This window comes from Kitasatospora sp. NPDC058444, assembly GCF_042721415.1.
Lineage (GTDB): Bacteria > Actinomycetota > Actinomycetes > Streptomycetales > Streptomycetaceae > Kitasatospora.
Window position 1 is genome coordinate 1 of sequence record NZ_JBHXLL010000015.1, and the last position, 22,904, is coordinate 22,904.

Genomic DNA, 22,904 nt, shown 5'->3' on the forward strand with positions numbered 1-22,904 from the left:
GCTTCCACGACGGTGTCCGGGCGCTGGAGGCCGCGGGCGTCACCCGTTTCGTGGAGCTGGGTCCCGACGCGGTGCTGACCGGGCTGGCCCGCGAGAGCGTCCAGGCGCCGGACACGGCGTTCGTCCCGCTCGGCCGCCGGCTCGGCTCGGAGAGCGTCACCCTGCTGACGGGGCTGGCCCAGCTCTACGTGGACGGCCTGGCTCCCGACTGGCAGGCGGTCTTCCCCGGTGCCGGGCGGGCGGAGCTGCCGACGTACGCCTTCCAGCACCAGCGGTACTGGCTGGCGGCGGACGTCCCGCTGGTCGTCGGCGCGCTTGACACCCCCGACCAGCAGGCCGGGGCGGGGGAGGTGGCGCCGCTGCGCGCGCGCCTCGCCGGGGTCGGCGAGTCCGAACAGCAGGAGCTGCTGGTCGAGTTGGTCCGCTCGCAGAGCGCCGCCATCCTCGGCCACTCCTCCGTGGAGGCGATCGAGCCGGAGGTCGGCTTCCTGGAGGCCGGGATGGACTCGGTCTCCGGCACCGAACTGCGCATCGCACTCTCCGCGGCCACCGGGCTGGCCCTGTCCGCCGGCGTGGTCTTCTACCACCGCACCCCGGCCGACCTGGCCGCCCACCTGCGAACCGAGCTGGCCCACGGCGGGTCCGGGCTCGCCGGGGCCGGCGCCGACGGCGCTGTCGACGGCGGCGCCGAGGACGCTGCCGAGGACCTGGAGTCGATCAGCGGGCTGCTGCGCCGGGCCGCCGCCGACGGCCGGATGACGAAGGGGATGGCGCTGCTCGACGCGGTCGCCGAGATCCTGCCCGACTTCTCCTCGGCGGCCGAACTGGAGCGCCTGGCCGAGCCGGTCCGCCTCGCCCAGGGGGAGCAGGGACCCAAGCTGATCTGCTTCCCCTCCCCGATGGCGCTCGGCGGCGCCCACCAGTACGCCCGGTTCGCCTCGCACTTCCGCGGCCGCCGCGAGGTGGTGGTGCCGCCGGTGCCGGGGTTCGGCCCCGGGGAGGCGCTGCCGTGCTCGGTGGACGCCGTGCTCGACGTCTTCCTCGAAGGCCTGCCGGCCATGGCGGCGGGGGAGCCCTTCGTCCTGGTCGGCTACTCGTCCGGCGGCCAGTTCGCGCACGCCACCGCCGAGGTGTTGGAGAAGGCGGGCACCCCGGCGGCCGGGGTCGTCCTGCTGGACACCTACCTGCCCGGCGGCGAGGGCCAGGACGAACTCTGGCCGCAGATGTTCCGGGGCATGCTGGACCGGGAGTCCTCCTTCGGCCGGTTCAGCGCCGCCAGGCTTGCCGCGATGAGCCGCTACAGCGACCTGATCGTGGACTGCCTGCCGGGAGCGCTGTCGGCCCCGGTGCTCTTCGTCCGCCCGGCGCAGTCCTTCACCGACGCGCCCGGCACCGAGGACTGGCGAGCCTCGTGGAGCGGCGAGCACCTGCTGCGGGAGGTGCCCGGCACCCACTTCACCATCCTGGAGGAGTCGGCGCCGGTGGTGGCAGAGGCGGTCGACGACTGGCTTTCGACGCTCGGAACCCTCGAAAGCTGACCGTTACTCGCCGGCCCTGCCGTCAGGGGCCCGGTGACCAGGGGCGCGGGCCATCGGTTCCGCGCCCTTGGTGTTCCCGGAAGCGGCTTGCGGTGGTGGTAGGACATCCGCCACCGAGGGGGAGAAAGTTCTACCTCGGATACGCCAAGCAATGCCAATGTGCCGAACCGCCGCCGCTTCTACCGTTGATACCAGTTCGCGTGAGGTGCGTGATTAACCGGGTGGGAGTTCCAGTGCAGACTCAGGAGAGCGGTCAGCAGGCAGTGGCCGTCCGGCTGGAAGCGGTCGAGAAGATCTACGGCAAAGGCGACAACGAGGTGGCCGCGCTCAAGAGACTGAGCATGACCTTCGATACCGGCAGCTTCACGGCCGTGATGGGCCCCTCGGGATCGGGCAAGAGCACCTTCCTGCACTGCGCCGCCGGTCTGGTCAAGCCCACTTCGGGCAAGGTGCTGGTCGGTGACACCAACCTCGCGGACCTGGACGAGGTGCGGCTCACCAAGCTGCGCCGCGACCGGATCGGCTTCATCTTCCAGTCGTTCAACCTGCTTCCGGCCCTGACGGTGATGCAGAACATCGTGCTGCCGCTCCAGCTGGCCGGCAAGCGTCCGAACAAGAGCCAGATCCTGATGGTGGTCAACCGGGTCGGTCTGGCCGACCGGCTCGACCACCTGCCCGGCCAGCTCTCCGGCGGCCAGCAGCAGCGCGTGGCGATCGCGCGAGCCCTGGTGACCCGGCCCGCCGTGGTCTTCGCCGACGAGCCGACCGGCGCCCTGGACACCCGTACCGCCGCGGCCGTGCTCGGCCTGCTGCGCGAGTCGGTGACCGCCGGCGGGCAGACCCTGGTCATGGTCACCCACGACCCGGTGGCCGCCTCCTACGCCGACCGCGTGGTCTTCCTCGCGGACGGCCGCTTCGTCGGCGAGCTGTACCAGCCGACCGCCGAGGCCGTCGCCGCGCGGATGACCCGGCTCGGCGCCTGGGACGACGAGAACTTCGAGCCCTCCTCCGCCCTGTCGGGGGGTGGCCGCTGATGCTGCTACTGGCCCTGCGCACACTGAAGTTCCGTAAGACCGGGTTCATCGCCACCTTCGTGGCGATGTTCCTGGGTGCCGCGATCGTGATGGCCTGCGGTGGCCTGATGGAGACCGGCGTCCGGATGGCGGCCCCGCCGCAGCGCCTGGCCGGGGTGCCGATCGTGGTGACCGGTCAGCAGACCTACGACGACACCGCGCTGACCGAGCGCAACCGGATCGACCCGAGTGTGCTCGACACGGTCAAGGCGGTTCCCGGCGTCGGCAGCGCGATCACCGACCTGTCCTTCCCCGCGACCGTGGTGGTGGGCGGCAAGGCGGTCGACGCCGGCTCGAAGGGCCACAACTGGTCCGGCGCCGGGCTGACCCCGTTCACGCTGACCCAGGGCGTGGCCCCGGGCAACGGCCAGGTGGTCCTCGACGCGAAGCTGTCGGCAGATTCGGGCGCCGGCGTCGGCTCCAGCGTGCAGCTGACCGTGCACGGCGCTGCCCGGACCTTCACGGTCTCCGGCATCGCCCACCAGACCACCGGCGAGACGATCCAGCCGAGCCTGTTCTTCTCCGATGCCCAGGCGCAGCAACTGGCCGACTCCAAGGGCAAGTTCGACTCCATCGGGGTGCAGCCGGCGGCCGGTGTCGACGTTGCTGCGCTGGAGCAGGCCGTGAGTTCGGCGGTCAGCGGCAAGGCGATGGTGCTCACCGGCGAGCGGCGCGGCCTGGCCGACCTGCCGGGCACGCTCTCCAGCCAGCGGACCGTGACCATCCTGGCGGCGATCTTCGGCAGCTGGGCGGTCCTGATCGTGATGTTCGGTGTCGCCTCCACGCTCGGGCTCTCGCTCCAGCAGCGGGCGCACGAGATGGCCCTGCTGCGGGCGATCGGCACCACCTCCCGGCAGGTGCGCCGGATGATCCTCGGTGAGACCGCCGTGCTGTCGGTGATCGCCACCGCCCTGGCGATCGCCCCCGGCCTCGTCGTCGGCAAGCTGCTGTACGGGCAGCTGACCGGCAACGGCGTGGTGTCCAAGGAGATCATCTTCCGCGAGGGCTGGATCCCGATCACGGTCGGCGCCTTCGCGGCGATCGCGGCCGCCATGGGCGCGGCGCTGTTCGCGGGGCGCAAGGCCGCGAAGACCGAGCCGGTCGCGGCGATGGCCGAGAGCACCCTGCAGACCAAGTGGCTCACCACCACCCGCCTGCTGCTGGCGCTGTTCTTCATGCTCAACGGCGTCACGCTGTCGGTCGTCACGGTCACGGTGATGACCGACGGTCCGACCCTGGCGAGCACCGCGGGACCGGCCTCGGTCCTGTTCGCGATCGGCGTGGCGCTGCTCGCCCCGGGGATCACCAAGGCGATCGTGGTGGCGCTCCGTTGGCCCGTCCGCGCGTTCTCCGGACTGTCCGGGTACATGGCGCTGCGCAACGCCACCACCAACAACGTCCGGATGGCGGGCGCGGTGGCTCCGATCATCCTGCTGATCGGCATCGCCAACGGCACCCTGTACATGCAGGCCACCGAGGACACCGTCTCCGCCAAGAGCTACGAGAGCAACGTGCTGGCCGACTACGTGCTCGACTCCTCGACCGGCGGCTTCGCGCCGGGCGTGATCGGCTCGGTCCGCTCCATCCCGGGCGTGTCCGGCGTCTCCGAACTGGTCAGCTCCATCGGCTTCGTGGACGCCGCAGGCAGCGGCAACACCATGGATCTGCGTGGCGTCTCGGCCAACGGTGTCCAGCAGACCATCGCGCTCGACTCGCTGAACGGATCGATCGGCGACCTGAAGGGCAACACGGTTGCCCTGTCGGACAAGCAGGCGAAGGACTTCGGCGTCCGCATCGGGGACAACCTGAAGATCCACTTCGGTGACGGCACCGCCGCCGACCCCAAGGTCGTGGCCACCTACGCCGACAACCCCCAGGAGCAGTACCTGCTGCTGCCCTCCGACGTGCTGGCCCCGCACACCAGCACCGGCCTGCCGACCAAGATCCTCGTCAAGGCGGACGGCAGCGCCGACCACGCCCAGATCCAGTCCCACCTCGACGGCGTGGCGGCCACGGTGCCCGGCACCGCGATCGCCGACCGTTCCACGCTGACCAGCTCCAACAACCAGATCCAGCAGATCCTGGTCTCCTCGAACTACACCATCGTCGCCATGATCGTCGGCTACGCGGCGATCACCGTGATCAACAGCCTGGTGGCGGTGACCCGCAAGCGCCAGGGCGAGTTCGGTCTCCAGCGTCTGACCGGCTCCACCAAGGCCCAGGTGCTGGGCATGCTGAGCGTCGAAGGCGCCCTGGTCGCCGTCATCGCGACCATCCTGGGCACCATCTCCTCGGCGACCACGATCGTCCCGTACAGCCTGGTGAAGGCCGACTCGATCCTGCCGAAGGGCTCGATCGGCATCTACCTCGCGATCATCGGCGGCGCGCTCGTCCTGATCTTCGGCGCGACCCTGTTCCCCTCCTGGAGGGGCATGCGGACGCCGCCGATCGAAACGGCCAGGTCCGCCTGACCGGCACGCCGGGGCCGCTCTTCCGTCACCCCCGGACGGAGGAGCGGCCCCACAGCCGTTTCCCGGCCGACCGCCGGTCGGTCAACTCGTCACGGCTCGTTGAGGTTTAGTAACGTGGCGCCGATCGAAAAAACCCGCGAGCACGACCGGTGGGTACGTCCTGTACGTACTCGTCGGACGGGCTCGCGGGATCACTGCTGTCACGGATGGACGATCGCTCAGGTGTACTTCGCTTACCGCCCTTCCTTCGACCCATCCATCGACCGAGCCGCGGATCCGGAGGCCTTGCCCATATCCCGCCGGGCCACATCCCCCTGCGCGGGCCCGAGCGAGACCTGGTGAACACCAGGAACGGTCTGCACGAGTTCCCCGCCCGACTCCGCCGGGCCGGCACCGACCTGGTGGTAGGGGTGCTGATCGCGCTGGGCGCCATGCTCTCGGTCTGCCTGTTCCTGATCACCGCCTATTTCGTGATCCTCTTCGTCATCGGTATCGGCGCGGTGATGCTGCCGATCGTGACCAAGTGGGTCCGCTGGCTGTGCAACGCCAACCGGCGGGTGGCCGCCCGATCGGGAATCGAGATCGCCGTTCCCTACCGGCCGGAGCCCCAGGAGTTCGAGAAGGACATCGTCGGCTGGATCCGCCGCTGCAAATGGATTCTGACCGATCCGGCCAGCTGGCGGGACCTGCTCTGGCTGCTGCTCAACTCGGTCGTCGGCATGATCGGTTTCCTGCCCGCCGTGGTGCTCTACTACGTCCTCGAAGGGTTTGCGCTGGCCTGCGGCCTGTGGCGGCCCATCCTGCGGGCGCGGGGCACCGGGCGCGAGTACTTCTTCGTCCCGATCCAGAGCCAACCCACCGCCGCCCTGGGCGCGCTGGCGGCAGCGGCGCTCTTCGTCGTCTGGGTGTGGTACAGCCCGGCCTTCCTTACCGCGCACGCGTACTTCACCCGCCTGCTGCTCGGCCCCACCGAGCGCTCCCGACTCGCCGTCCGGGTCCAGCACCTGGCCGAGACCCGATCCGGTGCCCTGGACGCGGCCGCCGCCGAACTGCGCCGGATCGAACGCGACCTGCACGACGGTGCCCAGGCCAGGCTGGTCAGCCTCGGCATGACCCTCGGGGCACTCGAACGCCATCTCGGCAGCGAGTCGGACGAGGCCCGCAGGCTGCTGCGCGAGGCCCGCACCTCCTCCATCTCGGCCCTGCGTGAGCTGCGCGACCTGGTGCACGGCATCCACCCGCCGATCCTCGCCGAACGCGGCCTGGCCGACGCGCTGCGCGCCCTCGGCCTGGCCAGCCCGCTCCGGGTCGAGGTGACGGTGAGCATCCCGGGCGAGGTGCCGCCACCACTCGAATCCGCCCTGTACTTCGCGGTGTCCGAGCTGCTGACCAACGCCCTGAAGTACTCCGGCGCCGAGCACGTCGAGGTCAGCGCCTGGCAGGACGGCGCCGTGCTGCACGCCCGGGTCATCGACGACGGCCGCGGTGGTGCCGACGCCACCGCGGGAACCGGTCTGCACGGCATCCGCCGGCGGCTGGCCACCTTCGACGGAACCCTCGACATCAGTAGCCCGCTGGGTGGTCCGACCGCAATCAAGATGGAGATACCGTGCGTGTTGTCCTCGCTGAAGACCTCTTCCTCCTGAGGCAGGGGCTGATCCAACTCCTGGACGCCTACGGCTTCGAGACCGTGGCGGCCGTCGACAACGGTCCCGACCTGCTCGAGGCCGCCGCCAGGCATCGTCCCGACATCCTGATCGTCGACGTCCGGCTGCCGCCGACCTTCACCACCGAAGGCCTCAAGGCCGCCCTGCAGGCCAGGCGTGAGATCCCCAAACTCCCGATCCTCGTGCTCTCCCAGCACGTCGAGCAGATGTACGCCAGGGAGCTGCTCGCCGACGGCACCGGCGGCATCGGTTACCTGCTCAAGGACAGCGTCTTCGACAACGAGCAGTTCATCGACGCGATCCGCCGGGTCGCCGCCGGCGGTACCGCCATGGACCCCTCCGTGGTCTCCCAACTGATGGTGAGCCACGCACGCGACGAACCGCTCGCCGCACTCACGGTACGAGAGCGCAGCGTCCTGGAGCTGATGGCCGAGGGCTGCTCCAACACCGCCATCGCACAACGCCTCGTCATCACCGAGGGTGCGGCGGCCAAGCACATCTCGAGCATCTTCGTCAAGCTCATGCTGCCCCCGGACAGCGACAGCAACCGGCGCGTCCTGGCGGTCCTCGCCTACCTCAACGCCTGAGTGGACGCACGAGGCCCTGTCCGGCCGGTCGCGCCGGGAGGAAGCCGGAGTGGCCGCCGCTGCTCGGTCGCCGCTCACCGGCGTGGAGGCGATCGCCAACGGGATCGCGTTCGGACGCTCAGCATGGCGCGCTTTCGCCGCTCCGCTTCCGGCGGAAGCTGACGCGGGCCCGAACGGTGCGAACACTGATGGCCGACGGGGACCTCTTCCCCCGTCGGCCATCAGTGTTCGTGACGGTTACCGCGCGCCCCACTCCTGGTCGGTCGGCACGATCTCGCGGCCGAGCGGCATCAGCGAGACCGGGATCATCTTCAGGTTGGCCCACCCGAAGGGGATGCCGATGATCGACAGGAACAGCGGGATGCTCGTGATCAGGTGCCCGAGAGCCAGCCACCAGCCGGCGAACACCAGCCAGATGACGTTCCCCACACAGGACGCCGGCCCCGCGTCCGGCCGCTCCACCGCCGTCCGCCCGAACGGCCACAGGATGAACCCGGCAAGCCGGAACGACGCGATGCCGAACGGAATGGTGACGATGAGAATGCAGCAGATGATTCCCGCGATCACATAGGCAATGGCCATCCAGATGCCACAGAAAAGCAGCCAAATGACATTGAGGATGAACTTCACTGCACTCATGCTCGGTACCTTCTCATAGCTGATGGCGTTGCACTACGACCGTGCCATGCCCGCCGGCGGGCGTGTCTACGCCCTTAGGGGTCGTTCCTCAGGGATCGGTCCGGGCCGCGGCTTCGGGCGGGGCTGCCGCCGATCCGGTGGTGGCCGCGGCGGGTGTCCGGCCCGCACCGCACGAACCCGCCGACGAGGACGGCTTCGTGCACGGCCTGCTGGACACCTCGGGCCGGGGTCAGCAGTTCTTGAAGAATCCGTACAGCCGGTCGATCCGGCCGCCGTCGAAGGCGGCGACACCGGTCACCGCGAACACCGGGTTCCGGCCGCCGCCCACGGGCGGTCTTTCCCCGGTAATCGCGCGCGGCACCGCACGGCCGCGCGCGATTACCGGCAGGAGACCGGATCGGGGAGTACCCGCTGATAGCGTCCGGATCAATCCGTGCAGGTACCACGGAACCCGAACGGCGAAAAGGCGTCGTGAGCGATGGCCAGTACCGCTGGTGACCGGCATCGAATGAGCACCAGGAGGCGTGGAGGGGGCGAGGCCGCCCCCCCCCACGCCGCTGGCCTCCTCCCCTCCGGAAGGACGCGTGGAGGCCGCCGGCCTCTGGCGGGCGACCTGCACTCCAGGCGCCGGTGGTGACTTCGGCCGTGAGGGGGTCGGGAGCATCACCGCCCCCGCCTGTGCGCGGACGCGCCCGGGCCCCTCGTGCGGAGGGTTCGCGCGAGGGGCCCGGGATGGGCGGCGTGGGTTAAGTGGCGGGTCTCGGCGCCGAGTCGGAGTGGGCGGCTGCGCGGAGTGGCGTGGAGGTCAGGCCGGGCGGGGGAGGTAGGCCAGGCCGTGGGCGCCCGGGTCGGCGAGCTTGGGGATGGTCAGGCGGGAGACGGGGGTGAGGGTGGCCAGGTCGATGATGTCGACGGTGGAGGAGACGACGCTGGCGACGTAGGCGAGGGCGCCGTCCGGGGAGGAGGTGATGGTGAGGGGGAAGAGGCCCACCTCGACGGAGCCGAGGCGGCGGTGGTCGTCGGCGGCGAACACGGTGAGCAGGCCGGGGAGTTGGCGGCCCAGGGCGTTGCCGGGGTCGGGGGCCAGCCGGACCTCGCCGGCCAGCAGCCGGCCGGTCGAGGTGAGGTGGACCGGCAGGGCGGGGGAGTCCGTCGTGAGGACGGCCGTGACGGTGGCGGTCGGGACGTCGATGACGCGGATGCCGGGGGTCGCGCCGGGGGCGGTGGTGGTGGAGAGGTACGGGCCGGCGGCGTAGACCCGGGTGCCGTCGGGGGAGACGGCCAGGCCCTCGCTGCCGGGGACCTCCACCTTGGCGGTCAGCACGCCCTTCTCGAGGTCCACGACCGAGACGAAGGGCGCCTCCTTGTTGGTGGCGAAGCCGGTCCGGCCGTCCGGGGAGATGGCGAACCAGTGCGGGCCGGGGGCGTCGGTGTCGATCCGGCCGATCGGGCGGCGGGTCTCGGTGTCGATCACCACGACGCCGCCGGGGCGGTCCTCGTTGCCCTCGACGCTGACGTAGAGGCGGCCCCGGGTGGTGTCCAACGCCAGCCCGTGCGGGCCGTGTTCGGGGGCGAGGTCGATCACCTCGACGATCCGGCGGGTGTCGGCGTCGATGACGGTCAGCTCGGTGCGGCGGCCGCTGTTGGCGTGGTAGTAGCCCGAGTGGTACGCGCTGGTGCACCAGAGCAGCCGCTGGGTCGGGTCGAAGCACAACTCGTGCGGCTCGGCGAGGATTTCGACGGTGTCGAGGTGGCGGTCGGTGGCGGCGTCGAAGAACGAGACGGTCGGGCCGCTCTGGCTGACGACGGCGAGGACGTCACCGGCGCGGTCGGCGCGGTCGACAGGGGAGGGCTGGGACATGTGAGGACTCCTCGGGGAGGGCTTCGCGGTCGTCTCGATCGTTCCTCGACGGCAAGGGGCGGAACAATGCAAGGATCGGCATCGGATAGTTGCCGGAAATGCAAAGACACAGCTCAGGAGCGCTCGATCGATGGATCTCAATCTGCTGCGGGCCCTGGACGCGCTGCTCCAGGAGAACAGCGTCACCCGTGCGGCCGAGCGGCTCGGCACCTCGCCGGCGGCGGTCAGCCGGATGCTGGCCCGTCTGCGCCGCGCCGTCGAGGACCCGCTGCTGGTGCGCGCCGGGCAGGGGCTCGTCCCGACCCCGCGGGCGCTCGAACTGCGGGAGGAGGTGGGCGCGTTGCTGCGCGGCTGTGACAGCGTGCTGCGGCCGGGCGCCGGGTTCGACCCCGTGCACCTGGACCGCACCTTCACGGTGCAGGCCGGTGAGCTGATGCTGGTGCGGGTGGCCGGCGCGCTCGCCGAGCGGGTGCGGGCCGAGGCGCCCCGGGTGGACGTGGTGTTCCTGCCGGAGACCCTGGAGGGCGGCCCGGCGCTGCGGCAGGGCCTGGTGGACGTCGAGCTGGGGGTGCTCGGACACCTGGACCCGGAGGTCCGCACCCGCCGGCTGCTGACCGCCCCGCTGGTCGGTCTCGCCCGCGGCGGCCACCCGCTGTTCGACGGCCGCCGGATCACCGCCCGGCGCTTCGCCGCCGCCGACCACATCGGCGTCTCCCGGCGCGGCAAGCGCCTCGGCCCGATCGACACCGCGCTTGCCGGGCTCGGGCTGCGGCGCCGGGTGGCGGTCGTCGTGCCGAGTCACACCGGTGCGATGCTGCTGACCCGGGACAGCGATCTGATCACCCTCGTCCCCGCGGACTGGCTGCCGGACACCATCGCCGCGCTGGGCCTGCGCACCTTCCCGATCCCGCTCGAACTCGCCCCGCTGGAGCTGGGGATGGCCTGGCACCCGCGCCACTCGGCCGATCCGGGGCACCGCTGGTTCCGCGAGCACGTGGCGGCCGCGGTGCTGGGCGCGGGGGCGGGGACGGACGGGGAGTCGGGTACGGGCGGGGAGTCGGGTACGGGGTAAGGCGAGGCGGCAGGAAGCGGGAGGGCCGACGCGGCGCCCCGGGGCGGCGCTCGGCGTGAGGTCGGGATACCCTGCCGGGGTACGAACGGGCGGCGAGGACGGGAGGCGGGGATGGCGCGGTCGCGGCCCTCCGGACCGCCGGTGCCCTGGGCGCCGCGCCTGCTGCTGCTCGCCGCACTGCTGCTCGGCATCGTGACCATGCACACGCTCGGCCATCCGGGCGGTGCGCACGGCGGCTCCGGCGGTTCCGGCGCGCACGAGGGCCCGGGGGTGCACGCCTCCGCGATGCGGGAGGCAGGCGCCGTCCACCAGGGACCGGCCGCCGAGCCCGGCCACGCCGCCGAGCCCGGCCACGCCGCCTCCGTCCTCGGCCCAGCCCTCGCCCCCGCCGTCTCCGCGGCCGACCCCGCCGCGCCCGATGGCATGGACCCGATGGCGGTCTGCCTCGCCGTCCTGGCCGGCTGGACCCTGGTGCTGGTCCTCTCCGGCGCACTGCTGCGCCGCAGCGGCGACGCCGCCGCCGAGGTGCGGGCCCGACTGCTGCGGGCCGTCCGCGCGCTGCCCCCGCCCGGGGGCGGGCGGATACTCCTCGCCCGGCTTTCGGTGCTGCGTCAGTAGGCGCGCGCCCGCCGTTCCGTGCCCGCGCCCGCTCTGGGGCGCCCGCGCGCACATCCGCGCGCCCGCTCGCGCCCCACGGCGCCCGCGCACGGAACGGCCGACGCGACGTCCTGCACACCCACTCACCGCACGAGGTGTACTCCGCCATGCGCACACCCACCCGTCGTACCGTCCTCGGCGCCGCGCTCGCCGCCGCCGGGACCGGCCTGCTCACCGCCTGCTCCTCCGGCTCGATGGAGGGCATGGAGGGCATGGACCACGGGTCCATGAACCACGGCGCGTCCGCCGCCCCGGCCGGCTACCTCTCCCCGAACGGCCCCGAGGTCGCCGCCGCCGAGGCCCGGCGCAACCCCGGCCCGGAGCGGAAGGTCGCGCTCACCGCCACCGGGACCACCCTCGACCTCGGCGGCCGTACCGTCCGCAGCTGGGCGTACGGCGACCGCCTGCCCGGCCAGGAGGTGCGCGCCACCCTGGGCGACACCCTCGCCGTCACCCTGGCCAACCACCTCCCGCAGTCCACCTCGCTGCACTGGCACGGCCTCGCGCTGCGCAACGACATGGACGGCGTGCCGGGCGTGACCCAGGCCGACATCCGGCCCGGCGCCTCGCTCGAGTACCGCTTCGCGCTCTCCCACCCGGGCACGTACTGGTTCCACCCGCACTCCGGCGTCCAGCAGGACCGCGGCCTGTACGCCCCGCTGATCGTCGAGGACCCCAAGGAGCCGCTGGCCTACGACAAGGAGTGGGTGGTCGTCCTGGACGACTGGGTGGACGGCGTCGACGGCAGCACTCCGGACGCCGTCCTCGCCGAACTCGCCCAGGGCATGGGAGGGATGGACCACTCGGGCGGCTCCGGGCACGACATGTCCGGGATGTCGGGGATGTCCGGCCACGAGATGCCGGGGATGCCGGGGACGTCCGGCACGGGGAGCACCCCGAGCGGCGCCGCCGCCCCCGGCCGGATGCTGATGGGCGCCCGGAGCCCGCTGCTGGGCGGCGACGCCGGCGACGTCGCGTACCCGTTCCACCTGGTCAACGGCAGGCTCGCCACCGCGCCCGAGACCTTCACCGCCAAGCCCGGCGACCGGATCCGGATCCGGCTGATCAACGCGGGCGGCGACACCGCCTACCGGGTCGCCCTCGGCGGCCACGAGCTGACCGTCACCCACACCGACGGCTTCCCGGTGGAACCGGCCGCCACCCAGGCGCTGCTGCTCGGCATGGGCGAGCGCTACGACGTGCTGGTCACCGCCGGGGACGGCGTCTTCCCGCTGACCGCCCTGGCCGAGGGCAAGAACGCCACCGCCCTGGCCGTGCTGCGCACCGGCGGCGGCGCCGCGCCCGATGCCGCCGTCCGCCCGGCCGAGCTGGACGGCCGGCTGCTCACCGCCGGGCAGCTCAAGGCGGCCCCGGGCGTCCGGCTGCCCGCGAAGGCGCCGGACCGCACGGTGAGGCTGGAGCTCACCGGCGGGATGGCGAAGGCCGACTGGGCGTTCAACGGCCGCAGGTACGACCCGGCGCAGCGCTACCCGGTGGCGGCGGGCGAGCGGGTGCGGCTGGAGTTCCGCAACAGCACCACCATGTGGCACCCCGTCCACCTGCACGGCCACAGCTTCGCGCTGCCCGGCGACGGCCCCCGCAAGGACACCGCGATCGTGCTGCCGGGTACGACCCTGGCCGTCGACTTCGACGCGGACAACCCGGGCCTGTGGATGGTGCACTGCCACAACGTCTACCACGCGGAGACGGGCATGATGACCGTCCTCGGCTACCGGGCCTGACCCCGGGCTCCCCCCCGCGCGGGAATTGGCCCCGGGTTTCACACCGTGGGGACCCCGAACCGTCGGTCGGTTCGGGGTCCCCGCCTCCGCGGCACCCGGCTCGCCGCGCCGTGCCACCTGGCCTGCCGAACCGTGCCCCCCGGCCTGCCGTGCCGTGCCGGACCGCCCACCCACTCGCGCCCTCCCGCGCCCACCCGCGCGGCCATGACGTTTTCTTAACGCGGGCCGATAGCGGATCCTTAACGCCCGTCGCATAGCCTGTCGCATCGCCGTCGTTCGACGGCGTTTTACGGGGTCTTTAAACAAGAGGTGCATGGTGGTTTCGTCGGGTTCGACGGAGACGGCGGAGTCGGATGCGCCGTCGGCGCGAATACGCCTCCGCAGCTGGTTGCTGGAGGACGTGACCGCGGAGAAGCCCGCGCAGCGGTCCGCCGTGGAGGGTGCCCCGGAGGATTCGCCCGAGGGCGCCGGCGCGGCGGCGGGGGACTCCGCCGCGCACGGTGCGCACGCCGGCCAGCGCTGGTGGCGCGTGATGTGCCTGACCGGCCTGGACTACTTCTCGACGCTCGGCTACCAGCCGGGCATCGCCGCCCTGGCCGCGGGTGTGCTGTCGCCGATCGCCACCATCGTGCTGGTGGTCGTCACCCTGCTGGGTGCGCTGCCGGTCTACCGGCGGGTGGCCAAGGAGAGCCCGCACGGCGAGGGTTCGATCGCGATGCTGGAGCGGCTGCTGTCGTTCTGGAAGGGCAAGCTCTTCGTCCTCGCGTTGCTCGGCTTCGCGGCCACGGACTTCCTGATCACCATCACGCTGTCCGCCGCCGACGCGAGCGCGCACCTGGTGGAGAACCCGCACCTGACCAGCCTCCTCGGCAACAAGCAGGTGCTGATCACGATGATCATGATCGCGCTGCTCGGCGCGGTGTTCCTCAAGGGGTTCAGCGAGGCGATCGGCCTGGCGGTGTTCCTGGTCGGGGCGTACCTGGTGCTGAACGTGGTCGTGGTGGCCGTCGGCCTCTGGAAGATCATCGAGGCGCCGCACGTGGTCACCGACTGGACGGACGCGCTGACCGCCCAGCACGGCAATCCGATCATCATGGTCGGCGTGGCCCTGGTGACCTTCCCGAAGCTGGCGCTCGGCCTGTCCGGCTTCGAGACCGGCGTCGCCGTGATGCCGCACATCAAGGGCGGCTCCGAGGACACCGAGGAGAACCCGGCCGGCCGGATCCGCGGCGCCCGCAAGCTGCTGACCACCTCCGCTGTGATCATGAGCTGCTTCCTGATCGCCACCAGCTTCATCACCACGCTGCTCATCCCGGCCGACCAGTTCAAGGCCGGCGGCGAGGCCAACGGCCGTGCCCTGGCGTACCTGGCGCACGAGTACCTGGGCGGCGCCTTCGGCAGCGTCTACGACCTCTCCACCATCGCGATCCTCTGGTTCGCCGGGGCCTCCGCGATGGCGGGCATGCTCAACCTGCTGCCCCGCTACCTGCCGCGCTACGGCATGGCCCCGCACTGGGCCCGCGCGGTGCGCCCGATGGTGATCGTGCTGACCCTGATCGGCTTCCTGGTCACCTGGATCTTCGACGCGGACGTGGACGCCCAGGGCGGCGCGTACGCCACCGGTGTGCTGGTGCTGATCAGCTCCGCCGCCATCGCGGTGACCATCGCCGCGTACAAGAAGCGCGAGCGCGGCTGGACCATCGCCTTCGCGGTCATCTCGGCGATCTTCCTCTACACCACCGTGCTGAACTGCCTGGAGCGGCCGGACGGTCTGAAGATCGGTGCCTGCTTCATCGCCGGCATCATCCTGGTCTCGCTGCTCTCCCGGCTGCGCCGCGCCTTCGAGCTGCGCGTCACCAACGTGGCGATGGACGACGTGGCGGAACGTTTCATCAGGGACTACGCGCACCGCCCGCTGCGGCTGATCGCCAACGAGCCGAGCAACCGCGACATCGCCGAGTACCGCGACAAGATCCGCCAGATCCGCGCCGACAACGACATCCCCGGCGAGGACGACCTGGTCTTCGTCGAGGTGACCGTCCGCGACGCCTCCGACTTCGAGGCCGAGCTCACGGTGCGCGGCGAGGTGCTGCACGGCCGCTACCGGGTGCTCACCCTGGAGAGCTCCAGCATCCCGAACGCGCTCGCCGCGCTGGCGCTGAACATCCGGGACCGCACCGGGCAGCAGCCGCACCTCTACTTCGAGTGGACCGAGGGCAGCCCCTTCGCCCAGTTCCTGCGGTTCTTCCTGTTCGGGCAGGGCGAGGTCGCGCCGGTCACCCGCGAGGTGCTGCGCGAGGCCGAGCCCGACCGCTCGCGCCGCCCGCGCGTCCACGTCGGCTGACCGCGGTCCGTCGGCTCCGCCTCGTCCGACCTGGCTCGTCCGACCCGGCCCGTCCGCTCCGAGGGAGCGGGCGGGCCGTCGGCGTCCCCGGGGGCAACGACGGACCGCCGCCCGCGCCGGGGCGGGCGCGGACGGCGGGGCCGGTGGGACGGGAGAAGGGGCGGTGGGGACAGGACGGGTGGGTCCCGGTTCAGGACGGGAGGTCGAGGACGAGGCCCGGCTCGATGAGATCCGGGTCCTCGCCGACCGCGTCGCGGTTGAGCTCGTAGAGCGCGGGCCAGCCGCCGCGGACGCGCAGCCGTTCGGCGATCTCGCCGAGGGTGTCGTACGCGCGGACGGTGTAGGTGCCGTCCTCCGAGACAGCCTTGGCCGGGACGGCGGACCGCGGCGGAACGGCGCCCTCGCGGCCGTGGCCGCGGACGGCGCGGGCGCCGCAGACGGGCCAGGGGGAGAGGCCGCGGTGGTCGGCGAGGTGCTCGGCGACGGCGATCTGCTCCTCGCGGGTGGCGAGGTCGGCACGCGGTGCGTAGGCGAGGCCGCCGTTCTCCCGCCACGTGGGCTGGTCGAACTGGAGGCCGCCGTAGTAGCCGTTGCCGGTGTTGATGCGCCAGTTGCCGGTGCTCTCGCAGGCCGCCACGCGGTCCCAGTCGTACGGGCCGCGGTCGGCCCTTCCGGAGCCGGGCCCGCCGGCGCGGCCCGGTGGCGCGGCGTGGGCCGCGGGGGCGACGGCGAAGGCCACGGTGAGGGCGCAGAGCGCGGTCGGGACGATACGGCGCAGACAGACGGTGGGAGGCATCGGCGGCTCTCAGACTGGGGGACAGAAAACCTGCGTCGTCCGCGGACGGCGCCCTTCCACCCATGCACGCCGGACGGGGTGTTCCGGCGCCGACACGTCCGGCAGGTCACCCGCACGGCGGCCCGGTACCACCTCGTCGGCCCGCGGCCAACCGGCCGTCACCCTCGTCATCGGCCCCCGATCCACAGTGGCCCGGGACGTTCCTCGAAGAAGGGTGCGAACGACGACCACGCCCACCCCGGCCGACGAGCCAACGCGCCCGGCACCCAACGCTTCTGGCGCGACATCGGCTACGCGGCCGGCGCCCTGCTCGCCGGGGTGTTCGCGGACGCCCACGGTTGATCAAGGGCCGGGCCGGGGTGTGAGCGGCGGTTCGGTCGGAGCCTCGCCGACCCGCCTTCCACCGCCCGGCTGTGGGACTCCTTCTTCGTGCAGAACGAACCCGTCGCCGCGCGGACCCGGTGGATGCCGGCGATCGGCAACCACGAGATGGAGCCCTGGGACGGCGCCGACGGCTACGGCGGCATGCGCGCCCGGTTCACGACGCCCGACAACGCCTGGAGCCAGTCCACCGGCATCGACTTCATCGTCGTCTACCTGCACCAGTGCACGTACTCCACCTGCCACGACAACGGCGCCGAACTCGGCGCGCAGCAGGACTGGGCCCCGCTGTTCGACAAGTACAAGGTGGACCTGGTGCTCAGCGGCCACAACCACGTCTACGAGCGGACCGACCCCATCCGGGCCGGCAAGGCCACCCGCAAGGTCGTCTCCGGCGACACCGTCGACCCGGTGAAGGACGGCACCACCTACGTGGTCGCGGGCGGCGGAGGCGGCGGGCTCTACTCCTTCCCCGCCTCCGACACCTACCTCGGCCACGAGAGCGCCAACGACAAGCCCGTGCCGATGGTGGTCTCCGACCGGAGCGGCCACAGCCAGACCGTCAAGGTCACCTGGTCCAGGGTCCGCTACGCCGGGTACTGCCTGGTCGCGATCGACGTGACCCCGGCCGTCGCGGGCAAGCCGGCCCGGATGGAGCTGCGCTCCGTCACCGAGGACGGCACGGCCGTGGACCGGGTCACCGTGCAGCGCGGCTGACCCGGCCCCGCGTACCCGGTCCGGTCTGAGTACCCCTACTCAGGCGTTCGGCGGCGGCGCCCGGAGAGCATGGGGGGACCATCCCGCCGAAGACCTCGGAGGAACGTCCATGCTCAGCCGGATCGCCGGCACCCTGGTGCCCGTCCTCGGCCGCCTGACCGTCACGTCCGAGACGGCCGGCCCGGTCGCCCCCGGCAGCATCGTCGCGGCCAACCACAGCTCGCTCGCCGACCCGGGCGTCGTCCTGGCCGCCCTGCGCCGGCTGGGCACCGAACCGGTGGTCATGGCGGCCGCCGGGCTGTGGCGGGTGCCGCTGCTCGGCGGGGCGCTGCGGGCCGGCGGGCACATCCCCGTCCACCGCGGCACGGCCCGGGCGGCCGCGGCCCTCGACGCGGCCGCGACGGCGCTCGCGGCCGGCCGGGTCGTCCTGATCTACGGCGAGGGCGGCCTGCCGAAGCGCCGGGACTCCCGCGACACGGCGCCGGGCGCCTTCCGCACCGGCCTGGCCCGGCTCGCGGCGGCCGGCGGCGCCCCGGTGGTGCCGCTCGGCCAGTGCGGCGCCCGCCGCCTGAGCTCCGGCGGCACCGCCAAACAGCTCGCCGGATTCGCCACCGCCCCACTGCGCCGCCCCGCCCTGCACGTCCACCTCGGCACCCCGCTCCACCTGCCCGGCGACGTCGCCGAGGCCACGGCCGCCGCCCACCGCGCCGTCACCGCCGCCTGGCACGCGGCGGAGCAGCGGTGCCGAGGGGCGGGGTGAGGTCGTGGGGGTGCGTGCGACACGTCACGGATGAGCGCCGGCTGACACAGGTTCGGGACGCAGCGGCCCCGGTGGCCAGGCCCGGGGATCCCTTCGCCGCGCCGGGAACTACGCTGACGGGCATGGACTGGCTCGATCGGGTGGCGCGGCTGAGGCGCTGGACGAAGGACGGCGAACGCGCGCCGCACAAGCCGTTGCTGCTGCTCTACGCGCTCGGCGGCTACCAGCGGGACGCGGCGGGCGAACTGCGGTACAGCGCGGTCGAGGCGGAACTGAAGCGGCTGCTCGCCGAGTACGGGCCGCCGCGTCCGACGACTCCCGCCTACCCGTTCCACCACCTGGTCAGCGACGGGGTGTGGGAGGTCCGCACCGATCAGGGGCCGGGCAGCCCCGGGAGCGGGATCGGGGTCCTGCGGTCGAGCGGGGCCACCGGCCGGCTCGCGCCCGGGCTGCGGGCGGCGCTCGGCGAGGATCCGGCCCTGCTGGGGCGGATAGGCCGGGTGCTGCTGGACGCCCACTTCCCGACATCCCTGCACGCCGAGCTCTGCGAGGCGGTCGGCCTCGACCTGGAGCGGGCCGAGGCGGGGATCGTACGCGGGGCGGAGGCCGCGGCCCGGCGGCAGCGGGACCGGCGGATGCGTGAACTGATACTCACCGCCTATGAGTTCCAGTGCGCGTTCTGCGGCTACGACGGCGCCCTCGGCGCGAGCGCGGTCGGGCTGGAGGCCGCGCACGTGCGCTGGTGGTCGCACGAGGGGCCGGACGAGGTCGACAACGGCCTGTGCCTGTGCTCGCTGCACCACAAGCTGTTCGACAAGGGCGTGCTGGGCCTGGGGGAGGGCCACCGCATCCTGGTCTCGGACCGCTTCGTCGGCCGCAGCGAGGCCAGCCGGCGGCACGTGCTGGCACTCGCCGGACGGCCGGTGATCGGTCCGCAGCCCGGTCGCCCGCCGGTCGCGGATCGGCACCGGGAGTGGCACGTGCGCCAGGTGTTCCACGGTGTGCCGCGCCAACCGGCCGAGCGGGAGCCGGTGTTGGTCTAACCGGGGAGGAGGCGGCCGAGGTGGTAGCGCAGGACGGCCGTTGCCGCCTCGGCCGTGCGCTGGCCGAGCAGGACGCTCAGGCCGAGGCCGGCCGAGACGGCGAGGAGGATGACGGCCTCCTGCTGCGGGTCCAGTCGCGGATCGGCGCCTCCGGTCTGCTGGGCTGCCGCCAGCTGGGCGGCGAGGAAGGCCTCCATCTCGTCGGGCGCCGCGAGGAAGGGCTGCCCGCCGAGCGCCGGGTCGGTGACGGAGAGCACCGCGTACTCGGTGTGGATGAGGTGGAAGGCCCGGCTCTCCTCGTCGGTGGGGACGGCCTCCAGTAGGACGGCCTCGATGATGCCGCGCGGGTCGGTGGCGGCGCCGTCGGCGCGGACGCGCCGCTGGATCCGCTCGCCCATGCGGGTCGTCAGGCGGGCCATGGCGGCGAGGAGCAGCTGCTCCTTGGTGTCGAAGTAGTACTGGACGAGGCGCACCGAGACGCCCGCCTCGATCGCCACGGACCGCATGGTGACGGAGTGCAGTCCGCTGCTCGCCGCTGAGCGGAGCAGCGCGTCGATGATGTGGGCTCGCCGTTCCTCGTGGTCCACCAGCTTCGGCATCGGGTTCCTTCCGGATATTTTTGTGGTACAACCATACCATCAAAAGGGGAGGATGCCATGACCAGGACCAGCGTCGGACACTTCGTCAGCGAGGCGGCGAAGGCGAAGTTCCTTGCGGCGTACGACCGGGCGATGGAGCTGTGGCCGAGCCCGCGCCAGGAGCTCGACGTCGAGACGGCGTACGGGAGCGTCCACGTCCACCGCTACGGCCCGGCGACCGGCGAGCCGATCGTGCTGCTGCACGGCCACGCCGGGCACCCGTCCAACTGGTACCCGCAGATCGAGGAGTTGGGGGAGCGCCACCCCGTCTACGCGATCTCCACCCTGGACGACCCCGGGCGCAGCGTGCAGCGCGCCGTCGCGGCCGGGTCGGCGGAGAACGCGGTATGGCTGGGGGAGGTGCTGGCCGGGCTCGGGCTGGAGCGGGTGCACCTGGTCGGGGTGTCGTACGGCGGCTGGCTGGCGCTCAACCAGGCGATCCACGCGCCCGAGCGGCTCGCCTCGGTCGCGTCGCTGGATCCGGGCGGGATCGAGAAGGTGCCGGCACGGTTCTACGCCCACATGGTCGGCGGCCTGTTCGGGATGCTCGCCCCGCGCCCGCTGCGCCCGGCGGTCGGGCGGCTGCTGGCCAACCCGGCGCTGAGCGCGCCGCGCGAGATGATCGCGCCGCTGATGCTCGCGATGCGTAGCTACAAGCCGTCCTCCCGCCCGCCGGCCCGGCCGTTCACGGACGAGGAGCTGGCGTCGATCGCGTTGCCGGTGTTCGTCCTGGTCGGTCGGCGCAGCGCGCTGCTGCGGCCGCGTCAGGCGGTGGAGCGGGTGACGGCGCTGATTCCGGGGGTGCGGGCGGAGATCGTGAAGCGTGCCGGGCACGGACTCAACCTGGAACGGCCCGAGTTGGTCAACGAGCGGCTGTTGGAATTCATCGGGTAGCCCGTGAAGGCCCGAAGGGCCCCCACGTGCGGTGGAGGGCCCTTCGGGTTTCTGCGTGGTGCGTCAGGAGAGCAGTCGGGCGTCGTTGTTCGCGGCGCTGTTGAGCGAGCCCGCGTACCCCGATCCGAAGCCCACCCAGAGGCCGTCGCTGATCCTGCTGACCCACACCGTGTGGTCGGTGTTGTTCACGATGGAGGCGGCGTTGTTGTACATCGTCACCCCGTAGCCGGAGCCGTTCGCGTAGCGGGCGAAGGTGTAGTTGTGCAGGTCGAGGTTCTGGTTCGGCGAGAAGTTGTCGAACGATCCCCAGCCGACACCAGGTGAGTTGTAGTAGAGGCAGACGCTGCCGCTGGGGCACGCCTCCACCCCGCCCGGCCCCGCGGCGTAGGCGCTCCCGGTGGCCATGGCCACCGCGCCCGCCGTCATCGTGGCCACCGCCGCGATCGCGGCCGCACGCCGTCCGATCTTGATGCGCATTCCGTACTCCCGTCCCAGTCGACAGTGCAGGAAGGCCGGGCGGGTCGGGTCCCTTGCGGACCACCGGCCCCCGAGGCCTCGAACAGGCTGGCACGGGCGCCCCGTTGGCGCTACGGTTGCGCGCGCTTCCGCTTGTGAACAGATTTGGAGGGGCGGAGTCAGGCGGCTGCGGCCTGGGTCGCCGTGGCCGCCTCTGGCTGCGCGAGCCAGATCAGCCGCGCGGTGATGCCCGGCCGTCGGGAGAAGTGGCGTACGGCCCGCTCGGGCGAGCCAAGGGTCATGCGCGTCCGCCCGTCGACGCCGAACACGTGGGTCCGGCCGTCGGATTCGGCGAGCCCCCAGGCCGCGACCCACCCGTCAGCGCCCTCGCCGCACACCTGGACGACGGCGAACAGCCGGGGCGCGGTGTCGAGCACGAGCCCGCACAACTCCTGGTCGAACGTCGTGTCGGTGTCGGCTGGGAGGGAGTTTTGCGAGGGCGCAGCAGTCATGGAAGTCTCCTACGTGAATGGGAGGTGGGCGCCGCTCTGCCGTCATCACAGGGCGGCGATTGTCCTCTGACGCAGGATCAAAAATAGACAGTCGGTAGTATGTAGTCCACCGCCTCAGGGGAATCTGTATCACGACCACCCCAAAGGGTGACGGCACCGACGAAGGCGGTCGACAAGCGAGGAGACAGCGGATGCCGCCCAGCAAGACCCCGCCGAGCATCCGGCAGCGGCGCCTCGGCGCGGAGTTGCGCCGGTTGCGTGAGCAGGCAGGACTGTCGGTCACCCGGGCCGGGGAACTGCACGGTGCCACTCAGTCCCGGATCAGCAACATCGAGTCCGGTGGATACCCGGTGAGCGCGGATCGGGTACGGACGCTGGCACGCCTCTACGGCTGTGCGGATGAGGCCCTGATCGAGGCGCTGACCCACATGACCGGCGGCCGCACCCGGGGCTGGTGGGAGGAGTACCGCGAGATCCTTCCGGCCGGAGCACTCGACCTGGCCGAACTCGAACACCACTCGCATACGATGCGGATCGCCACTGTGGTTCACATCCCCGGCCTTCTCCAGACCCCTGAGCACGCTCGCGCACTCTTCCGGGACGTAGTTCCACCCTTGTCGCCGCCAGAGGTGGAACACCTGGTTTCTCATCGCATCAAGCGGCAGGCGGTGCTCTTCGGCGAGCAGCCGGTACAACTGTCGGCCGTCGTTCATGAGACTGCTTTGCGAATGGCCTTCGGCGGCCCAGCGGTTGCCAGTGACCAGCTCGACTACCTGCTGACCATGAGCGAACGCCCGCACATCGACCTGCGCGTCATCCCGTTCGGCACCGGTAGCTACCCCAGCTCCGGTGCCGGGATCGTGTACTTCGCCGCAGAGGTTGCGCGGCTGGACACAGTCCAGGTCGATGGGGACCGATTCGAGTTCATTGACGCCGAGCCGCAGCTGATCAAGTATCGAGCCGTATTGGATCGGCTGGAGGCGAGCGCACTCAAGCCCGGTGCTTCTCGCGACCTGATTCGCCGTACCGCCCAAGAAATTTGAGACGGGAACAAAC

The 22,904-nt window shown here is 72.0% G+C and carries 20 protein-coding genes; 14 read left to right on the forward strand and 6 right to left on the reverse strand.

Annotation, left to right across the window (positions count from 1 at the left end; all coding sequences use genetic code 11):
• The 5 genes from ACFWP2_RS17600 to ACFWP2_RS17620 all read left to right on the forward strand — a co-directional run.
• Nucleotides 1–1,538 (forward strand): alpha/beta fold hydrolase (locus ACFWP2_RS17600; RefSeq protein WP_380452066.1); only part of this gene is annotated, 1,538 nt, incomplete at its 5' end.
• Between the two features lie 233 nt (nt 1,539–1,771).
• A complete protein-coding gene (locus tag ACFWP2_RS17605) occupies nt 1,772–2,572 on the forward strand; it encodes an ABC transporter ATP-binding protein (protein WP_380452069.1) in 801 nt (266 codons plus the stop codon).
• Nucleotides 2,572–5,082, forward strand: coding sequence for an ABC transporter permease (locus tag ACFWP2_RS17610; protein WP_380452072.1), 2,511 nt, complete (start codon nt 2,572–2,574; stop codon nt 5,080–5,082). The genes ACFWP2_RS17605 and ACFWP2_RS17610 overlap by 1 nt, the downstream gene beginning before the upstream one ends.
• Before the next feature lie 338 nt (nt 5,083–5,420).
• Nucleotides 5,421–6,728, forward strand: a complete 1,308-nt coding sequence (locus ACFWP2_RS17615) for a sensor histidine kinase (protein WP_380452075.1) — start codon at nt 5,421–5,423, stop codon at nt 6,726–6,728.
• Nucleotides 6,692–7,336: a response regulator gene (locus ACFWP2_RS17620; protein WP_380452078.1), complete on the forward strand. Its 645-nt coding sequence runs from the start codon at nt 6,692–6,694 to the stop codon at nt 7,334–7,336. The genes ACFWP2_RS17615 and ACFWP2_RS17620 overlap by 37 nt, the downstream gene beginning before the upstream one ends.
• Nucleotides 7,337–7,573: 237 nt before the next feature.
• Here ACFWP2_RS17620 and ACFWP2_RS17625 read toward each other — a convergent pair whose 3' ends face one another.
• Together ACFWP2_RS17625 and ACFWP2_RS17630 are read right to left on the reverse strand one after the other, a co-directional pair.
• Nucleotides 7,574–7,975: a YccF domain-containing protein gene (locus tag ACFWP2_RS17625; RefSeq protein WP_380452081.1), complete on the reverse strand. Its 402-nt coding sequence runs from the start codon at nt 7,973–7,975 to the stop codon at nt 7,574–7,576.
• A gap of 805 nt (nt 7,976–8,780) precedes the next feature.
• Nucleotides 8,781–9,836, reverse strand: a complete 1,056-nt coding sequence (locus ACFWP2_RS17630) for a YncE family protein (protein WP_380452084.1) — start codon at nt 9,834–9,836, stop codon at nt 8,781–8,783.
• 130 nt (nt 9,837–9,966) lie between these two features.
• On the opposite strand from ACFWP2_RS17630, the gene ACFWP2_RS17635 reads away from it, so the two are divergent.
• The 4 genes from ACFWP2_RS17635 to ACFWP2_RS17650 all read left to right on the forward strand — a co-directional run bounded on the left by ACFWP2_RS17635 (nt 9,967) and on the right by ACFWP2_RS17650 (nt 15,651).
• Nucleotides 9,967–10,908: a LysR family transcriptional regulator gene (locus ACFWP2_RS17635; protein ID WP_380452087.1), complete on the forward strand. Its 942-nt coding sequence runs from the start codon at nt 9,967–9,969 to the stop codon at nt 10,906–10,908.
• 111 nt (nt 10,909–11,019) lie between these two features.
• Nucleotides 11,020–11,526, forward strand: a complete 507-nt coding sequence (locus tag ACFWP2_RS17640) for a hypothetical protein (RefSeq protein ID WP_380452090.1) — start codon at nt 11,020–11,022, stop codon at nt 11,524–11,526.
• A gap of 146 nt (nt 11,527–11,672) precedes the next feature.
• Nucleotides 11,673–13,307 (forward strand): multicopper oxidase family protein, encoded by a 1,635-nt coding sequence (locus ACFWP2_RS17645; protein ID WP_380452093.1) that lies wholly within the window; start codon nt 11,673–11,675, stop codon nt 13,305–13,307.
• 313 nt (nt 13,308–13,620) lie between these two features.
• Nucleotides 13,621–15,651, forward strand: coding sequence for an amino acid transporter (locus ACFWP2_RS17650; protein ID WP_380452095.1), 2,031 nt, complete (start codon nt 13,621–13,623; stop codon nt 15,649–15,651).
• A gap of 190 nt (nt 15,652–15,841) precedes the next feature.
• Here the strand turns inward: ACFWP2_RS17650 and ACFWP2_RS17655 are convergent, their stop codons facing one another.
• Nucleotides 15,842–16,447 (reverse strand): transglycosylase family protein, encoded by a 606-nt coding sequence (locus ACFWP2_RS17655; RefSeq protein ID WP_380452098.1) that lies wholly within the window; start codon nt 16,445–16,447, stop codon nt 15,842–15,844.
• A 429-nt stretch (nt 16,448–16,876) separates the two neighbouring features.
• On the opposite strand from ACFWP2_RS17655, the gene ACFWP2_RS17660 reads away from it, so the two are divergent.
• The 3 genes from ACFWP2_RS17660 (at nt 16,877) to ACFWP2_RS17670 (ending at nt 19,348) form a co-directional block, all read left to right on the forward strand.
• On the forward strand, nt 16,877–17,545 hold the full coding sequence (locus ACFWP2_RS17660; protein WP_380452101.1) for a metallophosphoesterase: 669 nt from the start codon (nt 16,877–16,879) through the stop codon (nt 17,543–17,545).
• Nucleotides 17,546–17,654: 109 nt separating this feature from the next.
• Complete coding sequence (locus ACFWP2_RS17665) at nt 17,655–18,305, forward strand: lysophospholipid acyltransferase family protein (RefSeq protein WP_380452104.1); 651 nt, start codon at nt 17,655–17,657, stop codon at nt 18,303–18,305.
• 122 nt (nt 18,306–18,427) lie between these two features.
• Nucleotides 18,428–19,348, forward strand: a complete 921-nt coding sequence (locus ACFWP2_RS17670; protein ID WP_380452107.1) for a phosphorothioated DNA-binding restriction endonuclease — start codon at nt 18,428–18,430, stop codon at nt 19,346–19,348.
• Here the strand turns inward: ACFWP2_RS17670 and ACFWP2_RS17675 are convergent.
• Nucleotides 19,345–19,947: a TetR/AcrR family transcriptional regulator gene (locus tag ACFWP2_RS17675; protein WP_380452110.1), complete on the reverse strand. Its 603-nt coding sequence runs from the start codon at nt 19,945–19,947 to the stop codon at nt 19,345–19,347. The genes ACFWP2_RS17670 and ACFWP2_RS17675 overlap by 4 nt on opposite strands.
• A gap of 57 nt (nt 19,948–20,004) precedes the next feature.
• Between ACFWP2_RS17675 and ACFWP2_RS17680 the strand changes: the two genes are divergently transcribed.
• A complete protein-coding gene (locus ACFWP2_RS17680) occupies nt 20,005–20,880 on the forward strand; it encodes an alpha/beta fold hydrolase (protein WP_380452113.1) in 876 nt (291 codons plus the stop codon).
• Between the two features lie 63 nt (nt 20,881–20,943).
• Here the strand turns inward: ACFWP2_RS17680 and ACFWP2_RS17685 are convergent, their stop codons facing one another.
• Nucleotides 20,944–21,357, reverse strand: a complete 414-nt coding sequence (locus tag ACFWP2_RS17685; protein WP_380452116.1) for a peptidase inhibitor family I36 protein — start codon at nt 21,355–21,357, stop codon at nt 20,944–20,946.
• Between the two features lie 158 nt (nt 21,358–21,515).
• Nucleotides 21,516–21,848 carry a hypothetical protein gene (locus ACFWP2_RS17690; protein ID WP_380452119.1) on the reverse strand — a complete coding sequence of 111 codons (333 nt, stop codon included), beginning with the start codon at nt 21,846–21,848 and terminating at the stop codon, nt 21,516–21,518.
• Nucleotides 21,849–22,039: 191 nt separating this feature from the next.
• Between ACFWP2_RS17690 and ACFWP2_RS17695 the strand changes: the two genes are divergently transcribed.
• Nucleotides 22,040–22,891, forward strand: coding sequence for a helix-turn-helix domain-containing protein (locus ACFWP2_RS17695; RefSeq protein ID WP_380452122.1), 852 nt, complete (start codon nt 22,040–22,042; stop codon nt 22,889–22,891).
• Nucleotides 22,892–22,904: the final 13 nt, after the last annotated feature.